At 70.1% G+C, this 23,862-nt stretch carries 13 protein-coding genes and 1 riboswitch; of the genes, 5 read left to right on the plus strand and 8 right to left on the minus strand.

The features are described 5' to 3' along the window. Positions 1–48 precede the first annotated feature (48 nt). A riboswitch (glycine riboswitch) is annotated at positions 49–143 on the minus strand. A gap of 238 nt (positions 144–381) precedes the next feature. The 3 genes from AB0K00_RS40625 to AB0K00_RS40635 all read left to right on the plus strand — a co-directional run bounded on the left by AB0K00_RS40625 (position 382) and on the right by AB0K00_RS40635 (position 4,269). Then, positions 382–1,749, plus strand: coding sequence for an endo-1,4-beta-xylanase (locus AB0K00_RS40625; protein WP_363532495.1), 1,368 nt, complete (start codon positions 382–384; stop codon positions 1,747–1,749). Positions 1,750–1,950: 201 nt separating this feature from the next. After that, positions 1,951–3,030, plus strand: coding sequence for a lytic polysaccharide monooxygenase (locus tag AB0K00_RS40630; protein ID WP_363532498.1), 1,080 nt, complete (start codon positions 1,951–1,953; stop codon positions 3,028–3,030). Between the two features lie 93 nt (positions 3,031–3,123). Continuing rightward, complete coding sequence (locus AB0K00_RS40635) at positions 3,124–4,269, plus strand: amidohydrolase family protein (RefSeq protein ID WP_363532501.1); 1,146 nt, start codon at positions 3,124–3,126, stop codon at positions 4,267–4,269. A 5-nt stretch (positions 4,270–4,274) separates the two neighbouring features. On the opposite strand, the gene AB0K00_RS40640 is transcribed toward AB0K00_RS40635, so the two are convergent. Further along, the gene (locus AB0K00_RS40640; RefSeq protein ID WP_363532504.1) at positions 4,275–5,732 is read right to left on the minus strand and encodes a cellulase family glycosylhydrolase; all 1,458 of its coding nucleotides are present in this window, start codon (positions 5,730–5,732) and stop codon (positions 4,275–4,277) included. Positions 5,733–5,978: 246 nt separating this feature from the next. Here AB0K00_RS40640 and AB0K00_RS40645 point away from each other — a divergent pair, with 246 nt between their 5' ends. Further along, positions 5,979–6,683 carry a DUF3662 and FHA domain-containing protein gene (locus AB0K00_RS40645; RefSeq protein ID WP_363532507.1) on the plus strand — a complete coding sequence of 235 codons (705 nt, stop codon included), beginning with the start codon at positions 5,979–5,981 and terminating at the stop codon, positions 6,681–6,683. Between the two features lie 292 nt (positions 6,684–6,975). Here the strand turns inward: AB0K00_RS40645 and AB0K00_RS40650 are convergent, their stop codons facing one another. Next, positions 6,976–7,869, minus strand: coding sequence for an AMIN domain-containing protein (locus tag AB0K00_RS40650; RefSeq protein ID WP_363532510.1), 894 nt, complete (start codon positions 7,867–7,869; stop codon positions 6,976–6,978). Between the two features lie 277 nt (positions 7,870–8,146). Beyond that, positions 8,147–11,758: a CARDB domain-containing protein gene (locus AB0K00_RS40655; protein WP_363532512.1), complete on the minus strand. Its 3,612-nt coding sequence runs from the start codon at positions 11,756–11,758 to the stop codon at positions 8,147–8,149. A gap of 390 nt (positions 11,759–12,148) precedes the next feature. Between AB0K00_RS40655 and AB0K00_RS40660 the strand changes: the two genes are divergently transcribed. After that, positions 12,149–13,360, plus strand: a complete 1,212-nt coding sequence (locus AB0K00_RS40660) for a polysaccharide lyase family 7 protein (RefSeq protein ID WP_363532515.1) — start codon at positions 12,149–12,151, stop codon at positions 13,358–13,360. A 230-nt stretch (positions 13,361–13,590) separates the two neighbouring features. Here AB0K00_RS40660 and AB0K00_RS40665 read toward each other — a convergent pair whose 3' ends face one another. The 5 genes from AB0K00_RS40665 to AB0K00_RS40685 all read right to left on the minus strand — a co-directional run bounded on the left by AB0K00_RS40665 (position 13,591) and on the right by AB0K00_RS40685 (position 23,798). Next, positions 13,591–16,749 carry an ATP-binding protein gene (locus tag AB0K00_RS40665; RefSeq protein ID WP_363532518.1) on the minus strand — a complete coding sequence of 1,053 codons (3,159 nt, stop codon included), beginning with the start codon at positions 16,747–16,749 and terminating at the stop codon, positions 13,591–13,593. Then, positions 16,746–17,405 carry a hypothetical protein gene (locus tag AB0K00_RS40670; RefSeq protein WP_363532521.1) on the minus strand — a complete coding sequence of 220 codons (660 nt, stop codon included), beginning with the start codon at positions 17,403–17,405 and terminating at the stop codon, positions 16,746–16,748. Before AB0K00_RS40670 ends, AB0K00_RS40665 begins: the two co-directional genes overlap by 4 nt. Then, positions 17,392–18,474 (minus strand): DUF559 domain-containing protein, encoded by a 1,083-nt coding sequence (locus AB0K00_RS40675; RefSeq protein ID WP_363532524.1) that lies wholly within the window; start codon positions 18,472–18,474, stop codon positions 17,392–17,394. The genes AB0K00_RS40670 and AB0K00_RS40675 overlap by 14 nt, the downstream gene beginning before the upstream one ends. 201 nt (positions 18,475–18,675) lie before the next feature. After that, positions 18,676–21,345 carry a discoidin domain-containing protein gene (locus tag AB0K00_RS40680; RefSeq protein ID WP_363532527.1) on the minus strand — a complete coding sequence of 890 codons (2,670 nt, stop codon included), beginning with the start codon at positions 21,343–21,345 and terminating at the stop codon, positions 18,676–18,678. Positions 21,346–21,614: 269 nt separating this feature from the next. After that, positions 21,615–23,798: a diguanylate cyclase gene (locus tag AB0K00_RS40685; protein ID WP_363532530.1), complete on the minus strand. Its 2,184-nt coding sequence runs from the start codon at positions 23,796–23,798 to the stop codon at positions 21,615–21,617. Positions 23,799–23,862: the final 64 nt, after the last annotated feature.

The raw sequence follows: 23,862 nt of genomic DNA on the forward strand, positions 1-23,862 counted from the left end.
TTGCACCGTTGGCGCAGGACAGTGATCGTCCTGACTTTCCAGAGTCGCCTGACCGCGGCGGTACCTGTGCCTGAGAGATTCTGGGGAGAACATTGCTCCTTCGGCGCCCCGGTGGTGACCGGGGGCTCTCCCGTCGCGGGTCGTGCAGCGCGATGTGCAGTTGTGATCAGGACCGTATGACCCGCCGCCCCACCGCGTCAAGCACGCCCCGTGCTGCAACTTTCACAGATCAAGTTTCGAAACTCGCTGTTCGCGCCGCCGCACGCTGCGCCGACGCCGCTACCTGGAATCGGTGCGCCGCCGGCCGGGGTCGCCAGGGTTGCGTTGATCGATGCTGATCGGGTTCCCCGCCGAACATGTTTCGAAACGGAAGGCGTTGTGATGGACAGGAATCGAAAACGGGCTCTGGGTGCCGCGGGTGCGGGTGCCGTCGCGGTGGCGGTGGTGTTGGGCGTGGTGTCCACGGCCGCCGCGGCCGGGTCGACGTTGCACACCGCCGCGGCGGACCGGGGCCGCTACTTCGGTACGGCGGTTGCGGCGTACAAGCTCAGCGACAGTGTGTACAGCACCATCCTGGATCGTGAGTTCGGGATGGTGACGCCGGAGAACGAGATGAAGTGGGACGCGACGGAGCCGTCGCAGGGGTCGTTCTCCTACGGCTCCGCCGACCAGATCGTGGCGCATGCCCAGGCGCACAACCAGCGGGTGCGTGGGCATGCGCTGGCGTGGCATTCGCAGCAGCCCGGGTGGGCGCAGAACATGTCCGGTACGGCGTTGCGCAATGCGATGGTCAACCATGTGACGCAGGTGGCGACGCATTACAAGGGCAAGATCTATGCGTGGGACGTGGTGAACGAGGCGTTCGCCGATGGTGGTGGCGGCGGGCGGCGTGACTCGAACCTGCAGCGCACCGGCAACGACTGGATCGAGGTCGCGTTCCGCACCGCCCGGGCCGCGGACCCGGCCGCGAAGCTGTGTTACAACGACTACAACACCGACGGGCAGAACGCGAAGTCCAACGCCGTGTACGCGATGGTGCAGGACTTCAAGGCCCGTGGGGTGCCGATCGACTGCGTCGGGTTCCAGTCGCACTTCAACAGCGCCAGCCCGGTGCCGTCGGACTATCAGGCGAACCTGCAGCGCTTCGCCAACCTCGGCGTGGACGTGCAGATCACCGAGCTGGACATCGAGGGCTCCGGCAGCACCCAGGCCGACAACTACCGCCGGGTCGTCGAGGGCTGCCTGGGCGTGACCCGCTGCACCGGCATCACCGTGTGGGGCATCCGTGACAGCGACTCCTGGCGCGCGTCCGGTACCCCGCTGCTGTTCGACGGCAACGGCAACAAGAAGGCCGCGTACACCAGCACGCTGACCGCCCTCGGCGGCGGAGGACCCACCTCCAGCCCGCCCGTGAGCAGCAGCGCCAGCTCCCAGCCGCCCACGAGCAGCTCCCCGCCGCCGAACCCGACCGGCGGCTGCACCGCCACCGTGTCGGTCAACCAGTGGCAGGGCGGGTTCGTCGCCACCGTCCGCGTCACCGCCGGCAGCGCGGGCACCAACGCATGGACCGTCACCATGCCGCTGCCGTCCGGGATCACCGTCACCAACTCCTGGAACGTGACCCGCAACGGCAACACGTTCACCAACGTGTCGTACAACGGCCGCATCAACCCCGGCCAGTACACGGAGTTCGGCCTCCAGGCGACCGGCACCGCCGGCACCCTCACCCCCACCTGCGCGGCCTCCTGACCCCATCGGCCGAGCCGGCCCTGGCCCCTCGGCCTACCGGCCCCGCCCCGAGTTTCTTCGGGGCGGGGCCGGCTTGCATTCACCGTGATCCATGCCTCGGGTATCATGGACGCGGGAGCCGTACAGCGCCGCGGACAGCCCCTGAGCTGCGCCGTAGGCGTCGACATGCACGCCATTCGCATCGACGTGACGGAGCTCCCTGTGCAACTTTCAGCCCGTGCCAGACGCCTCACCATCGGCGCCGCCGCCATCCTGACCGCCGCCATGGCCGCGGTCGTCGTCGCCCAGAGTCCCGCCTCAGCCCACGGCTCGATCACCGACCCGCCGTCGCGCAACTACGGCTGCTGGGCCAGATGGGGCAGCGACTTCCAGAACCCGAACATGTCCCAGACCGACCCGATGTGCGCCCAGGCGTGGCAGGCCAACCCGGACACCATGTGGAACTGGAACGGCCTCTACCGCGAGGGCGTCGCCGGCAACCACCAGGCCGCCATCCCCGACGGCCAGCTCTGCAGCGGCGGGCGCACCCAGAACGGCCGGTACGCGTCCATGGACACCGTCGGCGCGTGGGTCGCCGCGACGAAGCCGAACACCTTCACCATGACCCTCACCGACGCCGCCCAGCACGGCGCCGACTACCTGCGGATCTACATCACCAAGCAGGGCTTCGACCCCACCACCCAGCCGCTGACGTGGGCGAGCCTCGAACTGGTCAACACGACCGGCCGGTACGCGCCGGCACCGCAGTACCAGGCGCAGGTCAACGCCGGCTCCAGGACCGGCCGGCACGTCATCTACACGATCTGGCAGGCCAGCCACCTCGACCAGTCGTACTACTTCTGCAGCGACGTCATCTTCACCGGCGGGACCGGTCCGACCGGCAGCGCCTCTCCGTCGTCGCCGTCGTCGTCCCCGAGCCGCAGCACCAGCCCGAACGCCAGTGCCAGCGCCTCCCCGAGCCGCAGCACCAGCGTCCCGCCCGGTGGCTGCACGGCCGCCTACGCCAAGACCAGCGAGTGGAGCGGCGGCTTCGGCGCCAACGTCACCGTCACCGCCGGCGGCGCCGGCACGAACGGCTGGACGGTCAAGCTGACCTGGGCCAACGGGCAGACGATCACGTCGTTCTGGAACGCGGCGATCACCTCCGCCGGGGGCGTCTCGACCGCCGTGAACGCGAGCTACAACGGCAAGCTGAGCGCCGGGCAGTCCACCAGTTTCGGCTTCAACGGCGCCTGGTCCGGCACCAACACCGCACCGGCGGTCACCTGCACCGCCACCTGACTTGCCAGCCCGTAGCTTTCGAGATAGCTTTTTGAAAAGCTTTTCTCGGAGGTGTACGTGCAACGCCAGGTTCTTGTGCAACACGCTCACGTCGTGCCCGGCAGCGGTCCCGAGCTGCCGGGCACCGACGTCCTCTGCACCGACGGCGTCATCACCGCCGTCGGTCCCGATCTCGCCGGCCGCGCGGCACCCGGCTGCGAGGTGCTCGACGCGACGGGGCTGACCGTGACCGCGGGGTTCGTCGACGCGCACCGGCACGTGTGGCAGGCGGCGCTGCGTGGTACCGGCGCCGACATGCCGATGTCACGGTATTTCGCGGAGATCCTCGGCACCGCCCTGTCCGCGCTGTCGCCCGCCGGCGCGTTCGACGCGACGGCACTCGGCGCGTCGCTCGCGCTGAACGCCGGAGTCACCACCGTCTTCGACTACAGCAACGCGACCCGCACCCCTTCGCACACCGACGCGATCCTGGACGCCTTCGAGGCCTCCGGGATCCGCGCCGTCGTCGGTCACGGCGATCCCTCGGCGACGGCCGACGTGCGGCGGCTCACGGGGCGGACCGGGCGGGTGACCGGCGCGCTGGCCATCCTCGGCCCGGAGTACGACGACTGGTCCACCGCCGTCGCGCAGCTCGCGTTCGGCCGGGACCTCGGGCTGATGGTCTCCACGCATGTGGGCGGCGGCTGCGTGCGGCGGCTGCACGACGCCGGGCTGCTCGGCCCCGACCTGCAGCTCGTCCACCTCAACGCGGTCACCGCCGACGACGCGAAGCTCCTCGCCGCCGCCGGCACCGCGGTGGTGGTGACGCCGACGGTGGAGGCGGTGATGGGGCACGGGGCGTCCGCGTACGGCCGGCTCGCCGACGCCGGTGCCCGCCCCGCGTTCGGCGCCGACGTCGTCATCAACAACCCGCCGGATCTGTTCGAGCCGCTGCGGGACACGCTGCGGACCTCGCGGCTGCGGACCGGTTCGGCGTCGGCGCCGGCGGCCGCGGACCTGCTGCGGGCGGCGACGGCCGACGGCGCCCGCGCGGTCGGCCTCGGCGACGTGATCGGCACCGTGGAGGTCGGCAAGCGGGCCGACCTGCTGCTCCTGGACGGCCTCGGGCACCTGCGTGGCGACCGGGCGGGGGCGGTCGTGTCGTGCCTGTCCGTCGCCGACGTGCGCACGGTGCTCGTCGACGGTCACGTGGTGAAGCGGGACGGGCAGTTGCTCGCCCGTCCCGCTTCGTCTTTCTAGAGTTTTTAGAAGTTGTCGGCGGTGCGGATCCGGCTGCGGACCCACGCGCCGGAGGTGCTCAGCGACGACGGGTTGGTCCAGCTGCCCGCCGCGCACGTGCCCGGGTTGAACGCGGCGCTGCTCTCGTTCGCGTCCGAGTAGGTCCAGTTCGCGTAGCTGATCTTCTTCGAGTCGAGCAGGTCGAGCCAGGCGGTGCTGCTGTTCAGGTCGACGTTGCCGCCGCCGGTGGCGCTGACCGTGCCGAACTCGGTCACGAACAGCGGCAGCCGGCCCGCCGCCCGCGACACCACGGTGCGGTAGTTGTCGGTGTGCGACGCGGCGTAGAAGTGGAACGCGTACATGATGTTCTGCGCGTTCACCGGGCTCGACACGATCTCGTTCTCGTCGGCGCCGTTGGACACGCCCAGCGACGACCAGCCGCGGGTGCCGACGATGACGACCGCGTCGGGGTCATTGGCCCGGATGACCGGGATGACCTGCTCCGCGTACGTCTTGATCTGCTGCCACGTGACGCCGTTGGGCTCGTTGGCGATCTCGTAGATGACGTTCTTCTTGTTCGCGTTGCGGGCCGACACGGCCGCGAAGAACGTCTTCGCCCGGTCCAGGTTGTAGTTCGGGTCACCCGGGGTCAGCGTGTGGAAGTCGATGATCGCGTACAGGCCCTTGGACTCGGCCAGGTCGACGTAGCCGTTGACCTGGTTGGTGAAGCCCGACGGGTTCGTCTCGTAGCCCTGCTCCTGCACGTACATGGCGATGCGCAGCAGGTCGGCCTTCCAGTCGTCGGCAAGGGCGGACACCGACGCGTTGTTGACGCAGGAGGCGAACCACTGGATGCCGTGGGTGCTCATGCCCCGCAGCTGGATCGCCTTGTTGTTCTGGTTGCAGAGGTTGACCCCGCACACGTGCAACTGCCCGTTGGCCGCGAGCGGCGTGCCACCCTGCGGCGGCGTGCTCGGGCTGGTGCTTGGTGATGTGCTCCTGCTTGGCGACGGGCTCGCGGACGGTGACTTGGACGGCGTCTGGCTCGGCGTCGGTGTGTTCGTCACGGTGCCCGTGCACGTCACGCCGTTGAGCGTGAACGCCGTCGGCGACGGGTTGGCGCCGGTCCACGTACCGTTGAAGCCGATGCCCGTGGACGCCCCGGTCGCGAGCGCACCGTTGTAGTCCATGCTGCGGGCCGTGACGGCGGTGCCGCTCTGGCTGTAGGTCGCCGACCAGCCCTGCCCGATCTTCTGCCCCGCGTCAGGGAACGTGAAGCCGAGCGTCCAGCCGTTCACGGCGTCGCCGAGGTTGGTGATCGTGATGTTCCCGGTGAACCCGCCCGGCCACGAGTTCGCCGTGTACGCGACGCGACAGCCGCTCGCCGCTGACGCGTTGACGGCGGGCAGGACGATGATGCCGGTGACCGCGAGGGCAGTGGCGGCGCCCACCGCGAGGAGTCCACGTTTGTGCAAGACCTTCATGACCGGCGATCCTGTGCCGTCCCTGACAGTGACGCCAGTCGCAACGATGTCCCGGGACACCCCTGACCTGGTCCTTTCCGCAGGTCAGGGCCATCGTCACGGTGATTGTCGGCACCACGACGCGGATGAAACGTTCATGGACGCTACCGTTGAGGGCATGAGCGGTCCGGAGCGCAGCGTAGGAGCCGCTCATCATGTTGCAGGGTGGCGCTCGCGGCGACGCCGGAGCGAAGCGGAGGCGGCGGCGTGAGTGGATTGCAGCGGTTCGAGAAGCGTCTTGAAGGCATGGTCGAGGGCGCCTTCGCGAAGGTGTTCAAGGGTGTCGTCCACCCCGTGGAGATCCTCAACGCGATGCAGGGCGAGGCCAACGCCGGCAAGACGAGCATCGCCGGCGGCCGGATCCTGGTGCCCAACCGCTATGTGATCGTGCTGTCCCCCGCCGACCACGACCGGCTCTCGCCCTATGCGGCCGCCCTCGCCAAGGAGCTCGCGCAGTCCCAGGCGGAGTACATCGGCGAGCAGGGCTGGGCCGTCTACGGCGACATCCTCGTCGAGGTCTCCCGCGGCGAGACCCTGGAGACCGGCCTGTTCCGCGTCGACGCGCAGGTGTACACCGGCGCCGACCAGCGGACCCGCCGCGGCCCCGACAGCGGCGTCCGCCTCGTCACCGACGACGGTTTCGCCCACGCCGTCCAGCGCGGCAGCACCGTCATCGGCCGCGGCGACCAGGCCGACCTGCGCCTCGCCGACACGGGCGCGTCCCGCCAGCACGCCCGCCTCGACTTCGACGGCAACCGCCTCACGCTGACCGACCTCGGCTCCGCCAACGGCTCCCGCGTCAACGGCCAGAAGGTCACCTCCGTCACCGTCAACCCCGGCGACGAGATCGTCATCGGCACCACCCGCCTCTCCGTCCGCGTCGACGGCCCCACCGCCCCCGCCCCCTTCTAGCCGCGATGGCCCATCGACCGGCGGCTCGCTTCGGAGCGTGACGGGTTCGTACGGCGATTTGGATGGTGGGGGTAGCGTTAAAAGCAGGACGACGCCATCGCACCGGGACGTCAGGTTCGCTCGTCAGGCGGTCACGTTCGTCAGGCGGTGCCACCGCATCGGGACGTCGGGTTCGTCAGGCCGTCACGTGCGCGCCGGTCACGTGCGTCAGACGGTCGGGCGGTCACGTGCGTCAGGCGATCACGTGCGTCAGGCGGTCAGGTGCGTCAGGACCCGGGTGGCGTCACGTTCGTCAGGACTGGACGTCGAGCACGACCCGGGTCGGTTGCTGCAGCAGCATGACCCGGAAGCCACCGCGCCGGGCGGTGCCGACATCGGCGGTCATCACCCCGGCGCCCACGACCGTGAACGACAGCGTGCGCAGTGCGGGCAGCCCGAACGTGTAGGCGGCCGGCCCGGCGAACGACGCGTGCGGCGACTGCGTGGGCGACCCCTGACCGGTGAAGGTGACCCTGATCGTGGAGCCGCTCCCCACGTAGGACACCGACACCGCCGGCGGCTGCGACCCGTCCATGTCGAAGACCAGGCGGTCGTAGCCGGGGTGCCGGCCGGAGCGGACCGCCTCGACGAGCGCGTCCGGGGCGGTGCCGGCGTGGCTGACCGTCGCCGACCCGAACGCCTGCGCGGGCTGGTGGGCGACGTCGACGGCGATCCGGTCCGGGTTGTGCAGCGTCAGGACCCGGAAGCCGACGCGGTCGGCGAGGCCGAGGCCGTAGCTGGCGTAGCCCTCGAACACGCCGCCGGACTTGATCTGCAGCAGCGTCGGCAGCCGCGGGTCGCGGGCCGCGGTGTCGCGCACCTCGGCGACACCGTCGAAGACCACGACGAGGTCGGCGTCGCCGGCGAGCGGGATGATCTCGTCCTTCGCCTGGTGGACGAGGGTGCCGTACTCGACCCGGTAGCCGGGCGTGCCACCGGTGAAGTCGAACACGGTCCGGTCGTAGGTGGCGTGCTGGCCGGTACGGATGCCGGTGAGCACGACGGGACCGGCACCCGAGGCGGCGGCCGCGACGGGGTCGGTGCGGGTGGGGGCGGGCAGGTCGGTTGTCGCGGCCGCCGCGCCGGTCGTCAGCACCAGGCCGACGCCGACGCCGGCCGAACACAGCAGGAACCATCCTCGTAGCATCTGCGGCTCCTTTCGTATGAGCGCGGCGCCGTGCCGCTCCCATACGACGGTCGATCACCGAGACCGGTTGACCGCCGGTCAGCCAGCCGACACACGACCGCCGACCACGCCGCGCCACCGTCCGATCGGCCCGCGACGCCGAGCCGAGCCGCACCGCCGCGACCGGGCCGACACGCAACCGTCGAGCCACACCGAACCGCCCCGCACCGCCGCGAACAGGCCGGGAACACGACCGCGGGCCCGTCGTGACGACGGGCCCGCGGCGATGGTGGGACGGTCAGCCGCCGTTGATGACGAACTGCGAACCGGGCTCCTTGACGATGTTGCCGTCAGCGGAGTTGGTGATGGTCACGTTCGTCAGGTTGGCGGTGCCACGGGCGCCCGACATGGCGAGGATGCCCGCGCCGTTGTTGGACTTGTCGATGCGCACGTTGGTGATCGCGACGTTCGGCATGTTGCCGCCGCCGTTCTTGAACTGGATGCCGTCGTAGGTGGAGTCGACGATGTCGGTGTCGCGGATGGTGACGCCGACGATGTCCAGGGTGGACGGGAAGAGCGTGATCGCCCCGAACTCCTGGTCCTCGTTCCAGAACACGCCGCCGCAGCGGTACAGGCCGTTGTTGGAGATGACCGTCGTGCCGCTGAAGGGCTGCGGTGAGTGGTCGGTCGCCAGCATGATGCCCGGGTAGTTCATCGTGTCGTAGACGAGGTTGTTCTCCGCGCCGTTGCCGTAGCCGCCGTAGATGGCGAGCCCGTTGGCGCGCCACGGCAGCTGGACGGTGTTGTTGGTGAAGTGGTTGTCGTGCGCGATGTCGACCGCGGCGTCCTTCACCCGGGGGTTGGCCCAGATGGCGAGCGAGTCGTCGCCGGTGGTGCGGAACGACGAGTTGAACACCCGCGAGTTCTTCGTGCCGTTGGAGAAGTTGATGCCGTCGGCGAACGTGTCACGGATGCGCATCCCGGTGAACTCGAGGCCGTCGCCCGGGTTCCAGTACGCCGGGGTGTCGCTGTAGTCGCGGCCGACCCAGGCGCCGACGTTGACGTGCTCGATCCAGACGTTGCTGATCTTCGTGTTCTTGCCGAACCGGCCGTTGAGGCCGTGGCCCCGGTTGGCGCGGTTCGTGGTGCCGCCGAAGATCGCGAGGTCGGAGATCTGGGTGCTGTCGTCGATGTCGAAGCCGACGTTGCCCTCGTGCGGGTGGTTGATGTTGCCCACCACGTTCTGCGGCTCGGTCAGCGTGTAGAGCTGCGAGTGCCACATGCCGGCGCCGCGGATCGTGACGTTGCGGATGCCCTTCTGGTTGTACTGGCCGCGGGTCGGGTCGACGGACAGGATCTTCTGCTCCTGCCGCCACTGCCCGGCCGGGATCCACACGCAGCTGATGACGCCGTTCATGTCGTCGTTGACCGCGCGCTGGATGGCGCCGCTGTCATCGACGCCGTCGTTCGGCACCGCGCCGTACGTGGTGATCGACGTGCAACCGGCGGGCTGGCTGAGCGCCGGCGCGACCTGCTCCAGGTCGATCAGGTCGATGTAGTAGAAGGACGCGTTGTCACCGGCGTCGCGCTGCAGCTTGAACTTCGTGCCGACCGGGTAGGAGTTGGCCAGCAGCACGTGCGACTCGTCGAACAGGCGGCGGGCGTTGGCCTGCGGCGAGTTCGACAGCGACTCGGTGTCGTCCGTGGTGCCGTAGAGCCAGCTGTACTTGGAGGACAGCGTGATCTTCTGCACGAACACGTTGTTCGCGTACAGGCTGATCGTGTAGTCGGCGCCGCCGCCGGACGCGGAGTCCGGGACGGAGTTGCGCACCACGATGGAGTTCGCGGCGTTGGTCGAGGTGACCTCGACGTAGTTGCCCTGGCTGTTCAGGCGCACCGACGCGCGGCCCGAGGACTCGGTGCCGAAGTTGGTGTGCCCGAAGGTGCGCAGCGGGTCGGCGGTGACCAGGGTGCCCTGGTACGTGCCGGCCTCGGCCTCGTAGGACGTGTACGGCACGGCCGCGCCGCGTCCGACCACAATGGACTGGGTGAAGGTGTTGTTGCTCTCGTTGGTCTCGGCGACCACACCGGTGGCGTCGGCGGTGGCGGTGATGGTGGCGCCGCCGCTGGTGGCCGTCCAGGTGCCGCTGATCGCCACGTTGACGGTGGCGCCGGCCGCGATCACGCCGGTGGTGCCGTTCAACGTCGCGCTGCCGACCGTCACCCGGGTGACGGTGGAGACGCTGGTGGCGGTGATGCCGCGGTTGTTGACCGCGACGGTGAAGCTGACCGCCGCGCCGACCGCCGGGTTCGACGGGTTCGACGAGACGCTCAGCACCTGCAGGTCCGGGCCGGGCGCCTGGGAGACGACCAGCTGGGATGCCGCGGTGAAGGCGTTGTTGGACTCGTTCTGCTCGGCGACCGTGTTCGCGGGGTCGACGGTCGCGGAGACCGGGTAGCTACCCATCGCGCGGGTCCCCGCGTTGACGGTGACCGTGGTGGACGCGCCGGCGGCGAGCGCACCGACAGCGGCTGTGCCGGCGGAGGTCCCGCCGACGTTCACGTTGACCGTGGTCGCGGCGGAGGCGGCGGTACCGGCGTTGCGCACGGTCGCCGACACGGTGACGGCCTGGGTCTCGGTCGGGGCGGTCGGGGACCAGGTGAGGCCGGTGACGACGAGGTCCGGGTTCGGCGCCGGGGTGCCGATGACCTGGAGCTCGGCGACCTGACCGCCGGGTGCGCCGTTGTTGATGAAGATCTGCAGCTGCACGTCGGCGACGCGGCCGCTGACCGGGATCGTCACGGTGTTCTGGTTGCCGGTCGGGCTGAAGCCGTAGTCGGCGCGGGGCTTGAGCGAGGTGAACCCGGTGGCGGACTGCTCGCGGCCGAGGACCTGGATGGCCTGGGTGCGCGGGCCCCACGCGGTGTCGGGGTTGAGCTTGACGACGACCGAGCTCACGTCGGCGTTCGAGCCGAGCTTCACGGTCAGGATGCCGGTGAAGCCGTTGGACTCCCAGTAGGAGCCGACGTTGCCGTCGTTGGCGTTCGTGGCGACGAACGTGAACACCGACGTGTTCGCCTCGATCGCCTTGCCGAGGGCCAGGTTCGTGCCGTTCGGCGGGGTCGTGCCGGTCCGGGTGACGTGGTTGCTCTCCGCCGACGCGTTGCCGGCCGGGTCGGTCGCCTTCACGTAGTACTCGACCGTCGCCGTGTCAGGCTGCGTGTCGGTGTACACCAGGACGGTGCCGCCCACGGTTGCCCGCAGCGAGCCGTTGGCGAAGATCTGGTAGCTGGCGATGCCCGACGCCGACGTGGACGCGGTCCAGGTCAGCCGGATCTGCCCGGACGCCGGCTGGGTGTACGCGAGGTTCCCCGGTGCCGTCGGCGGCTGCACGTTGCCGGCCGCGCCGTAGATCTCGAACTCCGACAGCTGCCCGGCGGGCCAGCCGTTGTTCGCGGTGATGGTGACCCGCACGTACCGGACGCTGGCGGCGGTGAAGTTGATGGTGACGACGTTCGCGGAGGCGGGGTTGAACACCCGGCCCGCCGACGCCGACAGGTCGTTGAACGCGGTGCCGTTGACGCTGCCCTGCACGGCGAGCGTCTGCGTGCGGGTGCCCCAGTTGCTGGGCAGCTTCAGCACGACCTGGTCGATGGCGGTGTTGGCGCCGAGGTCGACCTGGATCCATTGCGGGAACACGTTGTTGGTGCTCTCCCAGTACGACCCGGCGTTGCCGTCGTTGACGTTGCCGGTGCCGTACGGGCCGTTGGAGCTGCTGGCCTGGACCTGCTTGCCGAGGGCGAGGTTCGGCCCACCGGCGGCTTCGGCGGCCGTGGGCATCGTGGCGGCGATGACCGCGGTAGCCAGGACCGCGGCGAAGAGCCGCCACCTGGGCTTTCGTGTACTCATGACGTCTTGGCCTCTCATCGGGGCGAGGGCGCGACACGTCGGGCCCGCGGGACGCATCCTGCGGGCACGGCGGCGAGGCGCGCCGGGGGTGACGGTGCGCCCTGTGTGGGGACTGTGTGGGGACTGTGGGATCGGCGGTAACGGCGGGTGGGCGGGACGGAGCAGGCGGTGGCGGTCGACTGCTACGTAGCTTGCACAGCGGCACACAGAATCTTGACGTGTTCTGCAAAGTTCTTGCGTCGCTGGACATCCAAGATTTCAGATGGGTGCCGGTTCGTCAACATGCACAGCAAGGAAGCGTTGACAAGGCATTGACAAGTTTGTTTATTGTTAGCCGCCTTGCCTATTTCCGGGCGGGCGCAGGCTTCCCATCCCCCACAAGGACAGCCCATGCAGCGACGCTCGAAAATGCTCATCCTCACCGGCTCCACCGTCACCGCCATCACCGCCGCCGTCGTCGTCGGGGTGCTCGGCGGTACCAACGCCTCCGCCGCCACCGCAGGGCCCATCACGGGGCTCGGCGGCAAGTGTGTGGACGTCGCGGCGGCAAGCTCCGCCAACGGCGCCGCGGTGCAGCTCTACGACTGCAACGGCACCGCGGCGCAGACCTGGACCGTCGACGGCAGCCGCATCCAGGCCCTCGGCAAGTGCCTGGACGTCACCGCCGCCTCAACGGCGAACGGCGCCAAGATCCAGCTGTACGACTGCAACGGCTCGGCGGCACAGCAGTGGACCGCGAGCAACGGCGCCCTGGTCAACACCGGCTCCGGCAAGTGCCTCGACGCGACCGGGCAGAGCTCGGCGAACGGTACCCGGCTGCAGATCTGGTCCTGCACCGGCACGGCCAACCAGGCGTGGACGCTGCCCGGCGGCACCGCGCCCCCGACCACACCCCCGGCCGGCGGCCTCAACCCGGCGGTCGCACCCGGCGGAAACTTCGACCTGTCGATCTGGCAGCTGCAGCTGCCGGTCGGCTCCCCCGGCGCACCCACGACCATCCCGTCGTCACAGCTGCGGGGCGCGAACGGGTACACGAACCCGGCGTACTTCTTCACCGACAAGAACGACGGCTCGATGACGTTCTGGGCCCCGGAGAAGGGCGTCACCACGCCGAACTCGAACTACGCCCGCTCCGAACTGCGCGAGATGAACGCCAGCGGCAGCGCCGCGGACTGGCGCCTGGCAGGCTCGCATCGGATGAGCGCGACGCTGCGCATCCCCAACGTGACGAAGAACGTCTGCGTCGGCCAGGTCCACCTGGGTACCGGCGGCCCGTCGACGAAGCCGCTGCTGGAGCTGTACTACCGCCCCAACGGCGACATCTACATCGGCACCGAGAACTCCCCCGACGGCGGTCAGACCCTGCACCTGGTCGGCAACGTGCCGCTAGGCGTCAAATGGTCCTACGTCATCGCCATCTCCGGCGGCAACCGGATCAACCTGACCGTGAACGGCAGCACCACCAGCTACGCGATCCCGTCGTCGTTCAACCAGTACGGCATGTACTTCAAGGCCGGCTCCTACAACCAGTCCTCCTCGGAGAGCACCACCAACGGCGCCAAGGTCAAGTTCTACTCCCTGACGGTGTCCCACAGTTCCTAGCTGCAGTTCCTAGCTGCCCCACCGCAAGCGGCGGGTCCCGCCGGGGGATTCTCACCCCGGACCCCCAATGCGCCGCAAGCGGCGCACAGCCGCGCTGCGCGCTGGCAGGGATCGCGCATACGCGCCCATCCCGTGGTCGCCCTCCGCGCGCTGCCACCGGCACGGCCGAGGGCCGGGCTCCCCGTCGTGGGAGACCGGCCCTCGGTGTGCAGTTCCCCACGCGGGCCGTGTCACACGGCTGCCCGGGCGACGACCTCCTCCGGGGAGAGCGGCGCCTTCGGGTGGTGGCTCAGGCACAGCGGTGTCTTCACCTTCACGAACGAGAACCCTTCCCCGGCGGCGTAGAACTCGCCGCTGCCGAGCATCCCGATGTCGGGCAGCTTGCCGCCCTTGGCGAGTGCGAGCTCGCGGGCGGCGTCGATCTGCGCCGGCGAGTTCAGCAGCCCGAAGAACTGCGTCGTCGCGTTGCCGGAGATCTGGTTGTGCAACCCTTTCGGCGCCTGCGTCGCGAAGACCAGGCCGAGGCCGTACTTGCGGGCCTGCGACGCGAGGGCGATCGTGCTCGCGGTGCAGGGCGTGCTCCCCGCCGACGGCGCGAGGGTCTGCGCCTCGTCCATGACGAACAGCCCGCCGAGCGGCCGGTCCCCTGCCGGGTGCCGCTTGATCCAGGCGAACAGCGCCATCTGCAGCTGGTTGACGAAGCTCTGCCGCTGCTCGTCCGAGCTGAGCCCGGCCAGGCTGATCACCGACACCCGCGCCCGCTTCCCCGGCGGCGGCGTCAGCAGCGCCCCCGGGTCCGCCGCGGCGCCCTTCCCGCCGAACAGCGGGTCGGTCACCATCGCCGCCTTCAACGTCTCGGCGGCGTCGAGCGCGAGCTTCTCACTCTTCGCCATCCGGCTCACCCCATACGGCAGCTCCGCCAGGTAGTCGGTGAACCCGCGCAACCCGACGGCGCCGCTCTTCGCGTACGCCTGCAGCGCCTCGGTGAGCACTGCCTTGCCCTGCTGCGCCAGCTTCGACGCCCCAGCGACCCCGGCCCGCGGCGCGAGCGCCGCGACCGCGGAGTGGATCGCCTGGTCGAACTCGTCCGGCGAGTCCCGGATCGGCGCGAAGTCCGGCAGCGGCTGGAACGCCAGCGGCCGCCCGGCGCTGACCCGCGGCGTCCAGATGACCACATCGGTGTTCTCGAGGTAGTCCCGCGCCTTGTCCTCGTCCCCGGGCCCCCACCCACTGGGCGGCTCCGGCCACGCATCCCCGAGCCGCGCGAGGTCATTGTTCGGGTCAAGCACGATCGCCGACACCCCCTTGCGCGCACACTCCTCGACGAGCCGCCGGATCAGCACCGTCTTGCCCGACCCCGACCCAGCGAAGATCACGGTGTGCCGCCGTAACGACTCCAGATCCACCCGGAACGGCCGCTGCCCGTCGATGACCTTCCCAAGCCCGATCGTCGACGTATCACGGTCGTCGTCGTCCGGCGCGACAGCCGATGACAGAGTGGCTGTCGGAACGGGTGTCGGAGCGGTGACGACCGGCGCGGGAGCGGCCGGTGTCGGGGTCGGATCGACCGGCGTCGCCTGCAGCAACGCGGAGAACAGCGAGGTCCGGCTCGCGGGCTTGCGCGATGCCAGCCACTCCTGCAGGTCGGGCCGCGGCACGGTGCGCAGATCACGCAGAGCGGTGAAGACCTTCAGATCCTCCGGTGTCAGGGGGTGTACGACACCGCCCGCCGCCTTGAACGCCTCGGTGATCTCCGTGGTGCGAGGTCCGGTGGGCCACGGACCGTTGCGCAGCAGGACGAGCCGACGCTGCGGGACCTGCACGTCGAGCCCCGCCATCGTGCACGCGGCCTTGACCCGGCTGATGACAGCCACGGCATGCGGGCTGCTGATCGCCCGGAACGCCCAGTGCGCCTCGTTCTCGGTCGCCTCGTCGAGGACCTCGATCAACCGGGCGTGCAGCGAAGGCTTCTCCGGTGGCAGCGGATCCTGCTTGTACACCTTCCCCGTCGGCGCCCGCTCGTCGATCCACGACGCGATTCCGGCGGCGAGCAGCCCGGGCACGTAGGAATCCTCGGTCTTCGGCTCCAGCGCACCGCTGACCTCGGACCGGGCGACCAGCGCCGCGAACAGATCGTCCAGGCCCTTCAGCGCGACCTCGTCGGGCTGCTGGTGCCCGGGCACGATCGCGGGTCCGGTGAGCTTGTTGAGATCGTCCAACTCGGTGATCTCGTTGTGCTCCAGACACGAATGGACGTGCCGGTCGACGATGCGGAGCAACGCTCGCGGGGTGTAGTTCTGCGCGTCCGCGAACGCCTTCTGCTGAATGGGCCACGTCGCGTACGGCGCGGCGAACCGCTGCTCGGCGTACTTGACCGTGAACCGTTTCGCGATGATCGCCTCGCCGATCTCCGGGCTGAGGATCCGGTCGGGCAGCGTCGTCGGCCGGAACCTGTCGAGCACCGGTGTCGGCGCCAGATTGCGGATCATCACCCAGGTGTCCGGCAGGCAGGAAACGACCGTCAACGTCCGGCGGGTGACCTCGCGCAGCATGAGCATGCCGTCGGCGATCGGCCCGAAGATCCGCGCCTGGTCCTCCTCGACGCCTGCGTGGGACTGCACGACCGAGGTCTTGCTCTGCGCGAAGAAGGTGTCGAGCTGGTCGAAGGCGATGACGCTCGGATCGAGCGTGAGCGCCATGAGCCGGGAGATGTCCCGGACGATCTGCTGGGGGTTGCGGATCCCGGGCGTGAGTCCCCAGACCGCCCGGTCAGCAGGCTCACCCGGCTCGGAGATGAGGTGGGCGTAGCCGACGTCCTGAGCCTCGAAATCGCGGGAGCCCCAGAGCACGAGCGCCCGGGCGGTGTCCTGACATTCCTGCCCGACAGCGTGGTTGAACTGCCGCAGCCCTCTGATGAAGACGTCCAACTGCGCTCGCGTGAGGTCGGTTTCGCCGACGACCGCCTCGCGCACGTCCAATGGCATGCCGATCTGCGTGGTGATCCGCCGCAGGAACGTCTTGAGTTGGGTGCGGAAACCGATGGCGTCGTGGCCCAGCCCTTCGACCATGCACAGGGCGGTGCTCTCCCAGAAGTTCTTGCCGCTGATCAGGCTGACCAGGAAGAAGTAGCCGCCGTCGCGCTGGATCTTCTCGCGGACCGCACCGAGCAGATGCGTCTTGCCGGAGCCTGAACGGCCCTGCAGCGCCACCCCGATCGGGCTCGCATCGTCGCCGGTCCGCGCCTTGTTGACACCGCTGAGGATCTCCGCGACGGCCTTCGCGTGCAGCTCCGGCACGTTGTACGGAGACGGCCGCCACACGTCGTCCGGGGTCGGGGCGGGGTTGAAGTCGAGCGCCTCCAGGGCCCGGCGCTCGTTCTGGCCGATCATACGGCCGCGCCGATCGACAACACGTGGTTCAGCTCATCCCCGATCTGCAGTGCCGCCGAGAGCTCCCGATCGTCGAGCACCTTCGTGTTCGCCGTGGGGATGATGCGGACGTCCTCCAGCCGTGCCATGACCCGCAGCGTGGCGTCCAGCAGCGGCCGGTCCATCCCGCTGAGAGCCTCGCGGAGATCGGCGAGGCTCACCCACTCACCCGGCGCCGGGGACAGCTTGTCGTAGGCCAGCCGTACCTGTGTCTCGAGATCGTCACCCTGATCGACGACAGGTTCGGGGGCGGCTGCGGCCGGGGTGCTGCGGGTGAAGAACATGGCGTGGCTGGAGCGGCCGCTGAGGGCGCGGTCGATGTTGGTCAGCAGCGTCACGAGCGTCTTGTGCGCCGACATGGCCCGGGCCGGCGGGGTCCGCACCTTCTGGATCACGGCCCAGCCCTTCTCCGTCAACTCATGGCTGAACGGCCGCGTCGACTTGTCCGTCTCGACCAGGCCGAGGTTGACCAGCTTCTTGTTGTCACCGCCGGTGAGCGAGAAGCCGGCAAGCTCCTTGAGCTCGTTGTTGTTTAGCGGGCGGGCCTCGGCCATCAGCACGACCAGAGCGAGGAGCTGGGTGCCGGTCAGCGTGGGGACGTCTTCAGTGCTCGACATGTGCGATCTTCTCCTTGACGGACCGTCGGTGATGCAGCATTTGGCGAAGCTTCTCGACCACGGCCCCGGCGTCGGCGAGGACCTGGTCGTTGGTGAAGCGCAGGACGTCGTGGCCGAGCAGGTGCAGCTGGACGTCGCGGCGGTGGTCGTCGGCGAACTGCAGGTGCTGCCGGTGCTCGGGCCCGTCGACCTCGACGACGAGACCTTCGGCGGGCCAGAACAGGTCGAGGCGGTAGATCTGGCCGAGGATGTGCCACTCGTACGTGTGGTTCCAGTGCCGGCCGCAGGCCCACTGGTGCGGCGCCAGTGCCCGCTCCAGGGTGGTCTCCGCGGCGCTGTCCCGGCGCGGCTGGCCGGACAGCGGCGGATAGGTGAGGACGTGCTCGGCGCCGGCAGGGGCGGGCAGCGGGATCAGCTGAGCCTCGGCGGCGAGCTGGGTCAGGTGCGCCGGCAGGGTGATCGGCACGGACCGGATCCGCTCGACCGTGTGCAGCGGCGCGCCGGCAAGCCATACGGTGAACGGCCCGCGATGGGCGAGCCATTCGGCGGCGCGGGTCAGGTTGCGCTCCGCCGCCGGGTCGAGACCCGCCGGGACGTGCATGAGCAACGCGGTGCCGTGGCGTCCGTACGCGCCGGCGACGACCCGGGCGAGACCGGCGGCGCGGACCTCAGCGGGGAAGCGGGGCCGGCCGCCGGTGCTGCCGCGCAGGGCGCGTTCGGCAAGATCGGCGAGGAACGGCCCGAAGTTGCTGGAGCGGGCGGCGGCCTCGGCGGCGAGGACGCGGACCGCGGCGACGCCGTGGCCTTGCGGGCCTTCGAGACGCTCGGCGCCGGGCAGCCAGGCCGGAAACAGGGCGAGGGCGGCACGGTCGAGCTCGTCGAGGATGACCGTGACATGGTCGGCGGCGGCGACGAGCGCGGCGGGGCGGAACTGCACGACGGCGGGCGCGCCAGCCGGCAATGGGTCGAGGTCGATGGCGAGCAGCTCCGGGTCGACCCCGGCAAGGTAGCTGACCTGGAGCGGAGGTGGAACCTCCCACCACCGTGGCACCGGCGACCCTCGCCTCATGGTCAGCCACGCTACTGGGTGGCACGACCCGCTCGCACTCCGCTGTTCAGAAACGGAATACGCCGACTCGGCTGCGGATCCAGGCTGATCGGCTCACCGTTCCCACACGCACGTCGGGACATCAGCGGTAACGGCTGAGGGCCGGGCTCCCAGGTGGGAGGCCGGCCCTCAGTCTTCAGTCAGTGCTCAGGAACCCTGGGATCAGGGGTAGCTGACCACGTTGGACGGCGTCACCGCGGAGGCCTGGGCCGCCGCGCCGGTGTCGTTGATGACGTGGGTGATCGAGCCCTTGCCGAGCGACACCGTCAAGATGTTGTGGAACTTGACGTTTGGTGTGTTCGGCACTTCGAACGAGTGGTACGCGGCGATCGAGGGGTCGGTGGTGAACACGCAGTAGCTGCCCATACCCCAGCCCTCGTGTGTGGTGACGTTGTTGCCCACCTTGTACGCGGCGTAGCCGACGATGCCGTCGTGCGTCCAGGCGGCGGCCGACGGCGGGTCGTACGGCAGCTCGTTCTGGAAGAAGATCGTCTTGCCGCCGTTGCCGTTCCAGACCACGTTGTACTTGTTGAAGTGCTCGACGAACAGGCCGTAGGCGAGCACGTTCTGGCCGTTGACGATCAGGCCGTTGTCGGACGGGTTGGAGGTCCAGCCCGCGCCGTCGCCGTGGTCGGCGCGCCACGCCCAGATGTGGTCGATGATCGTGTTGTTGTTGTTCACGATCAGGGCCGCGCTGGCCTTGGCGGCACCCGCACCACCGACGCGGAGGAACACGTCGGAGATCAGGTTCGGGGCGCCGGCGTGGTTGCCGGAGGCGCCGTTCGGGCCGACCTGCAGCAGCGCCGGGGAGTTCGTCGGGCCCGCGTCGAAGAGCAGGCTGGCGATCTTCACGCCGTCGACGTCGCCGACGGCCATCGGCAGGGCGCCGTTGTCCGCGACGATCGTGGCGTACCCGAGGCCGAGGACCACGGTGTTGGCGCGGTTGATGTTGACGGTGCTGTTGAGGTGGTACACGCCGGGGGTGAAGAGCAGGTTGAGGCCCTGCGCGACGGCGGCGTTGAGGGTCGCGGCCGAGACGCCCGGCTTCGCGACGTAGAACTGGTTGATCGACAGCGAGGAGCCCGGGGTCTGGCCGTTGATCCAGGTGGCGCCGCTGCTGTTGGTGCGCAGCGACGGCACGAACACCCGGTAGGCGCCGGACGCGTCGGTGTACAGGTACGGCTTCTCCTGCGTGATCGGGCTCGTCGGCAGGGTGGTGTACGGCGGGTTCGGGAAGCTGTTGGCCGGTGCGCCCTGCACGCCGGAGAACACCATGTTCCAGACCGAGCCGTTCCAGCTGCCGATCGTGCTGTCACGGGTGAACCACTGCTGCTGCGAGCAGGGGTTGATGTTGCCGCTGACGCGGGAGTCGGCGATGTAGCCGCCGGAGGCCCAGCCGCAGTTCGGCGACGCGAGGGTCATGCCGCCGTGCACGTCGATGCGGCGGAACGGCGCGGCCTGCGCGACGGCCCAGCGGTCGACACCGGAGACCGGGTAGACGGAGAAGTTCTCCGCCGAGCGCCAGAAGTTCTGCGTCGCGTTGCCCTGGAACCAGCCGGCGTCGACGGTCACGTCACCGTGGATCTGGACGTCCTGCGGGTTCTGGCCGAGGCCGTTGATCGAGGTGTAGAACCCGATCTGGGCGTTGAGGCCGCTGTACGAGCCGGGCTTGAACAGGAACTGGATGCGCCCGGGACCGAACTGCGCGGTCTCCTGCTGGGTGAAGATCTGGTCGAGCTTCGTCTGGATCGACGCGCTGGACATCGACGGGTCGAAGACGATGACGTTGGAGCCGAGGTCGCCGCCGCCCTGGATCGGGCCGGTGGACGTCGACGGGGTGACCGACGCGGACGGCGACGTCGACGGGGTGGTCGAGGTCGAGGTCGAGCCCGTGGGGCCGGTGCCGGTGCGGACGATGAACTCCCACAGCGAGTAGCCGTAGCCGGTGCCGCGGGCGGTGCCGTAGACCCGCACGTAGCGGCCGGAGCCGGCCACGTCGAGGGTCTGCACGCCGCCGGTGCCGCCGGTCACGGTCTTGATCGTGGTGAAGTTGGTGCCGTCGGCGGACGTCTGGATCTGGAAGTCCTTGCCGTAGGCGGCTTCCCAGTTCAGCGTCACCTGGCAGATCGACTGGGTCGAGCCCAGGTCGACGCGCAGCCACTGCGGGTCGGCGAACAGGCTCGACCAGCGGGTGCCGGCGTTGCCGTCGACCGCGGCGCCGGCGGCGTTGGCGCCCGCGTTCTCCGCCGACGAAGCGGTGGCCGGCTTGCCCTGCGCGGCGTTGACGGCCGTGTTGCAGGTGCCGGGGTTGGTGGTGCCGCCGTAGGAGCCGTAGACCTGGAACTCCCACAGGGAGTAGCCGTAGCCGGTCGCGCGGGCCGTGCCGTACATCCGCACGTACCGGCCGGAACCGGTGACGTCGTAGGTCTGCGCGCCGCCGGTCGCCCCGGTCACCGACTTGATGTCGGTCCAGGTGTTGCCGTCCGGGGACGTCTGCAGCTTGAACGCCGTCGCGTACGCGGCCTCCCAGTACAGCTTGATCTGCGAGATCGTCGCGGTCTGGCCGAGGTCGACGCGCAGCCACTGCGGGTCGGAGGCGGCCGAGGACCAGCGGGTGGCCGTCGTGTTGCCGTCGAACGCGGCCGAGGCGGGCGTGCCACCGTTCTCGTCCGACGAGGACAGCGCGGTCTTGCCTTGTGAGAGGAGGGTGTCGGCGGCGGACGCCGAGAAGGTCGTGGTCACCGCATACGTGGCCACCATCAGGATGGCGGCGACGGATGCGAAGATCAGATTTCGGCGGCGGCGGTGCGCCGGTCGTGCGGCGGTCAGCATCAATTGCTCCCGGTTTCAGGGCGGGCGGCAGCCGGTAGCGCCACCGTAGGGGTACGGTGGTGCTCGGTCCGGCCATCCGGGGTGTGTGACTCCGCGGCCAAAGGCGGGCGGCCCGGAGTCTGGGGTGGGAGAGCGCTCTCCAAGAACGAGGGTTGTCCGATCGGGGCGCCCTGTCAAGAGCGGGCCCACACTTATTCTTCGATCCGTAGGAAGCTCGCCGCGACCACTACAGGAGAGCGCTCTCTCTGAGACTGTGGGTGACCAGCGCTTTAGCGGCTCGACAGCCGCAGATCGGAGAACGCGGACAGCGCCGGGCCCGAGCCGAGCGCGAACCCGAGATCCCGCAGCCGCGACACCTGCCCGGGGTCGCGGACCCCGCTGACGACCGTCTCTACGCCGGTGGCCGCGACGAGCCGCGCCACGGCGTCGACCAGTGCCTCCCGGCGGGGGTCCTCGCCGTCGACCGGAAACAGCGCCGCGTCCAGTACCAGCCGCGTGAACGGCAACGCGACCAGCAGGTCGAGCCGCGCGTGCGCGGTGCCGGTGTGGTCCAGGGCGAGCCCGACGCCGAGCCCCCGCAGCTCCTGCAGCGCCGCGCGGACGGTGGTGTCCTCGGCGGCGAGGCCGGTCGGCACGGCGAGGGTCAAGCAGCCGGGCGCGACGCCGGCCTCGGCGAGAATCCCGGCGACGTCGTGCGGGAAGCCCGGGGCGAGCAGCGCCGAGCGGCTCAGGTCGACGGTGAACGAACGCCCGGGCGGCGTCACCCGGCACGCCTCGGCCAGGGACCAGCGCACCAGCGGCACCGACAGGTCCGCTACGTCGACGGAGGGCCACCGGGCCCGCAGGCACCGTTCGACCTCGGCGCCGTCGGCGAGGCGGGCGATGGGTTCGCCGGTGAGCTCGACCCGGCCGGCGCTGATCGCGGCGCGCAGTTCGTCGGCGCGCTGGGCAGGTGTCGCGAGCAGCCCGGCGAGGTCGGGTGTGTACCGGGCGTGGCGGCCCTTGCCGCGCTGCTTCGCCGCGTACATGGCGATGTCGGCGTGCCGCAGCAGCGACTGCGGGTCGTCGTCGGCGAGCCGCTCCGCCACGCCGACGCTGGCGTTGACGGTCAGCAGGTGCCCGTGGGTCGTGACGGGGTTGGCGAGTTCGGCGAGGATCCGCTCGGCGACGTCACCGGCGACGTGGTCGTCGGCGCCCGGCAGCAGCACCGCGAACTCGTCGCCGCCGAGCCGGGCGACGAGGTCGTCGGGGCGGACCGCGGCCTGCAGCCGGCGGCCGACCTCGACGAGCAGGCCGTCGCCGACGTGGTGGCCGAGGGTGTCGTTGACGGTTTTGAAGTCGTCGAGGTCGACGAGGATCGCCGCGCCGTGGAACGCCTCGTCCAGGGTGTCGTTGAACAGCGTCCGGTTGGGCAGGCCGGTGAGCGCGTCGTGGGTGGCCTGTTCGTGCAGCAGCCGCTGGTGGTCGCGGACGGTGCCGAGCAGCGCGTCGTTGTCGCGGAACGCGAGCAGCTGCCGCAGCACGACGGCGATGGTCGCGGCGACCGCGCCGGCCAGGATGGGCACGTCCCCGACGTCGGCGATGTGCAGCAGGAAGACGGCGCCGACCGCGAAGTACGGCAGGATGCTGTACGGGCGGCGGCGCCGTTTCGGCACGACGGCCACCGGCCGGGTCCGGTGCAGCTGCACGACCCCGGCGAGGCCGACCATCGCGCCCTCGAGGGTGGTGATGACGTCGGAGACCCCGGCCAGGCGCGGGTTCTGCAGCACCGGCACGAGCGCCGAGCCGACGGCGCCGAGCACGACCACGCCGGCCAGGGACTGCAGCGCGAGCATGTCGACGGCGTCGGTGCCGACGAGGATGAGTTTGACCACGGCGAGGACCGCGAGCAGGCACAGCAGGCTCAGTACCAGCAGGCCCAGGGCCCGGGGCAGGTCGGCGCGGGCGGCGGTGATCGGTTCGAGCACGAACTTCCACAGGAACGTCGCGGAGCACACGAGGACCGTGGCGGCGTCCAGCCCGAGCCGTAGCCAGTCGCCGCGGCTGCGTCGGCGGGTCGGCAGCCGCAGCAGCCCCCACAGCACCAGCAGCAGCGCGACGCTGAGCAGCAGCACGGCGCCGGTGAGCACGGGTCCGGATTTGCGCCCGCCGAGGCTCGCCTCGGTGAGGGGTTTCGTGGCCGGGGCGATGAGCAGCGCGGCGATCCCCATCAGCCGCCAGAAGCGGCGCCCGGCGGGTGCGAGCCTGGCGAGGCGGGACGCCTGGAACAGAAACCAGGAGGCGACGGCGAGGGAGAGCGCGCCGGGCAGCCAGCCGAGGATCGTCGCGCCGTCGAACCCGGCGGCGCGGGTCCCGGCCCAGCCGACCGCGACGGCGATGAGCGGGGCGTAGAGCAGCAGCAGCCGACGGGCACCGTCGGCCAGCGAGCGAGGGTGCCGCTCCGGCTCGTCCAACGCCTGACCTCACCGCCTCGTCGTGTGCCGGTGGATTTCCGGCCGACGTCTTGTTCGGCCGATG

It is taken from the genome of Dactylosporangium sp. NPDC049525, from assembly GCF_040676755.1.
GTDB lineage: Bacteria > Actinomycetota > Actinomycetes > Mycobacteriales > Micromonosporaceae > Dactylosporangium.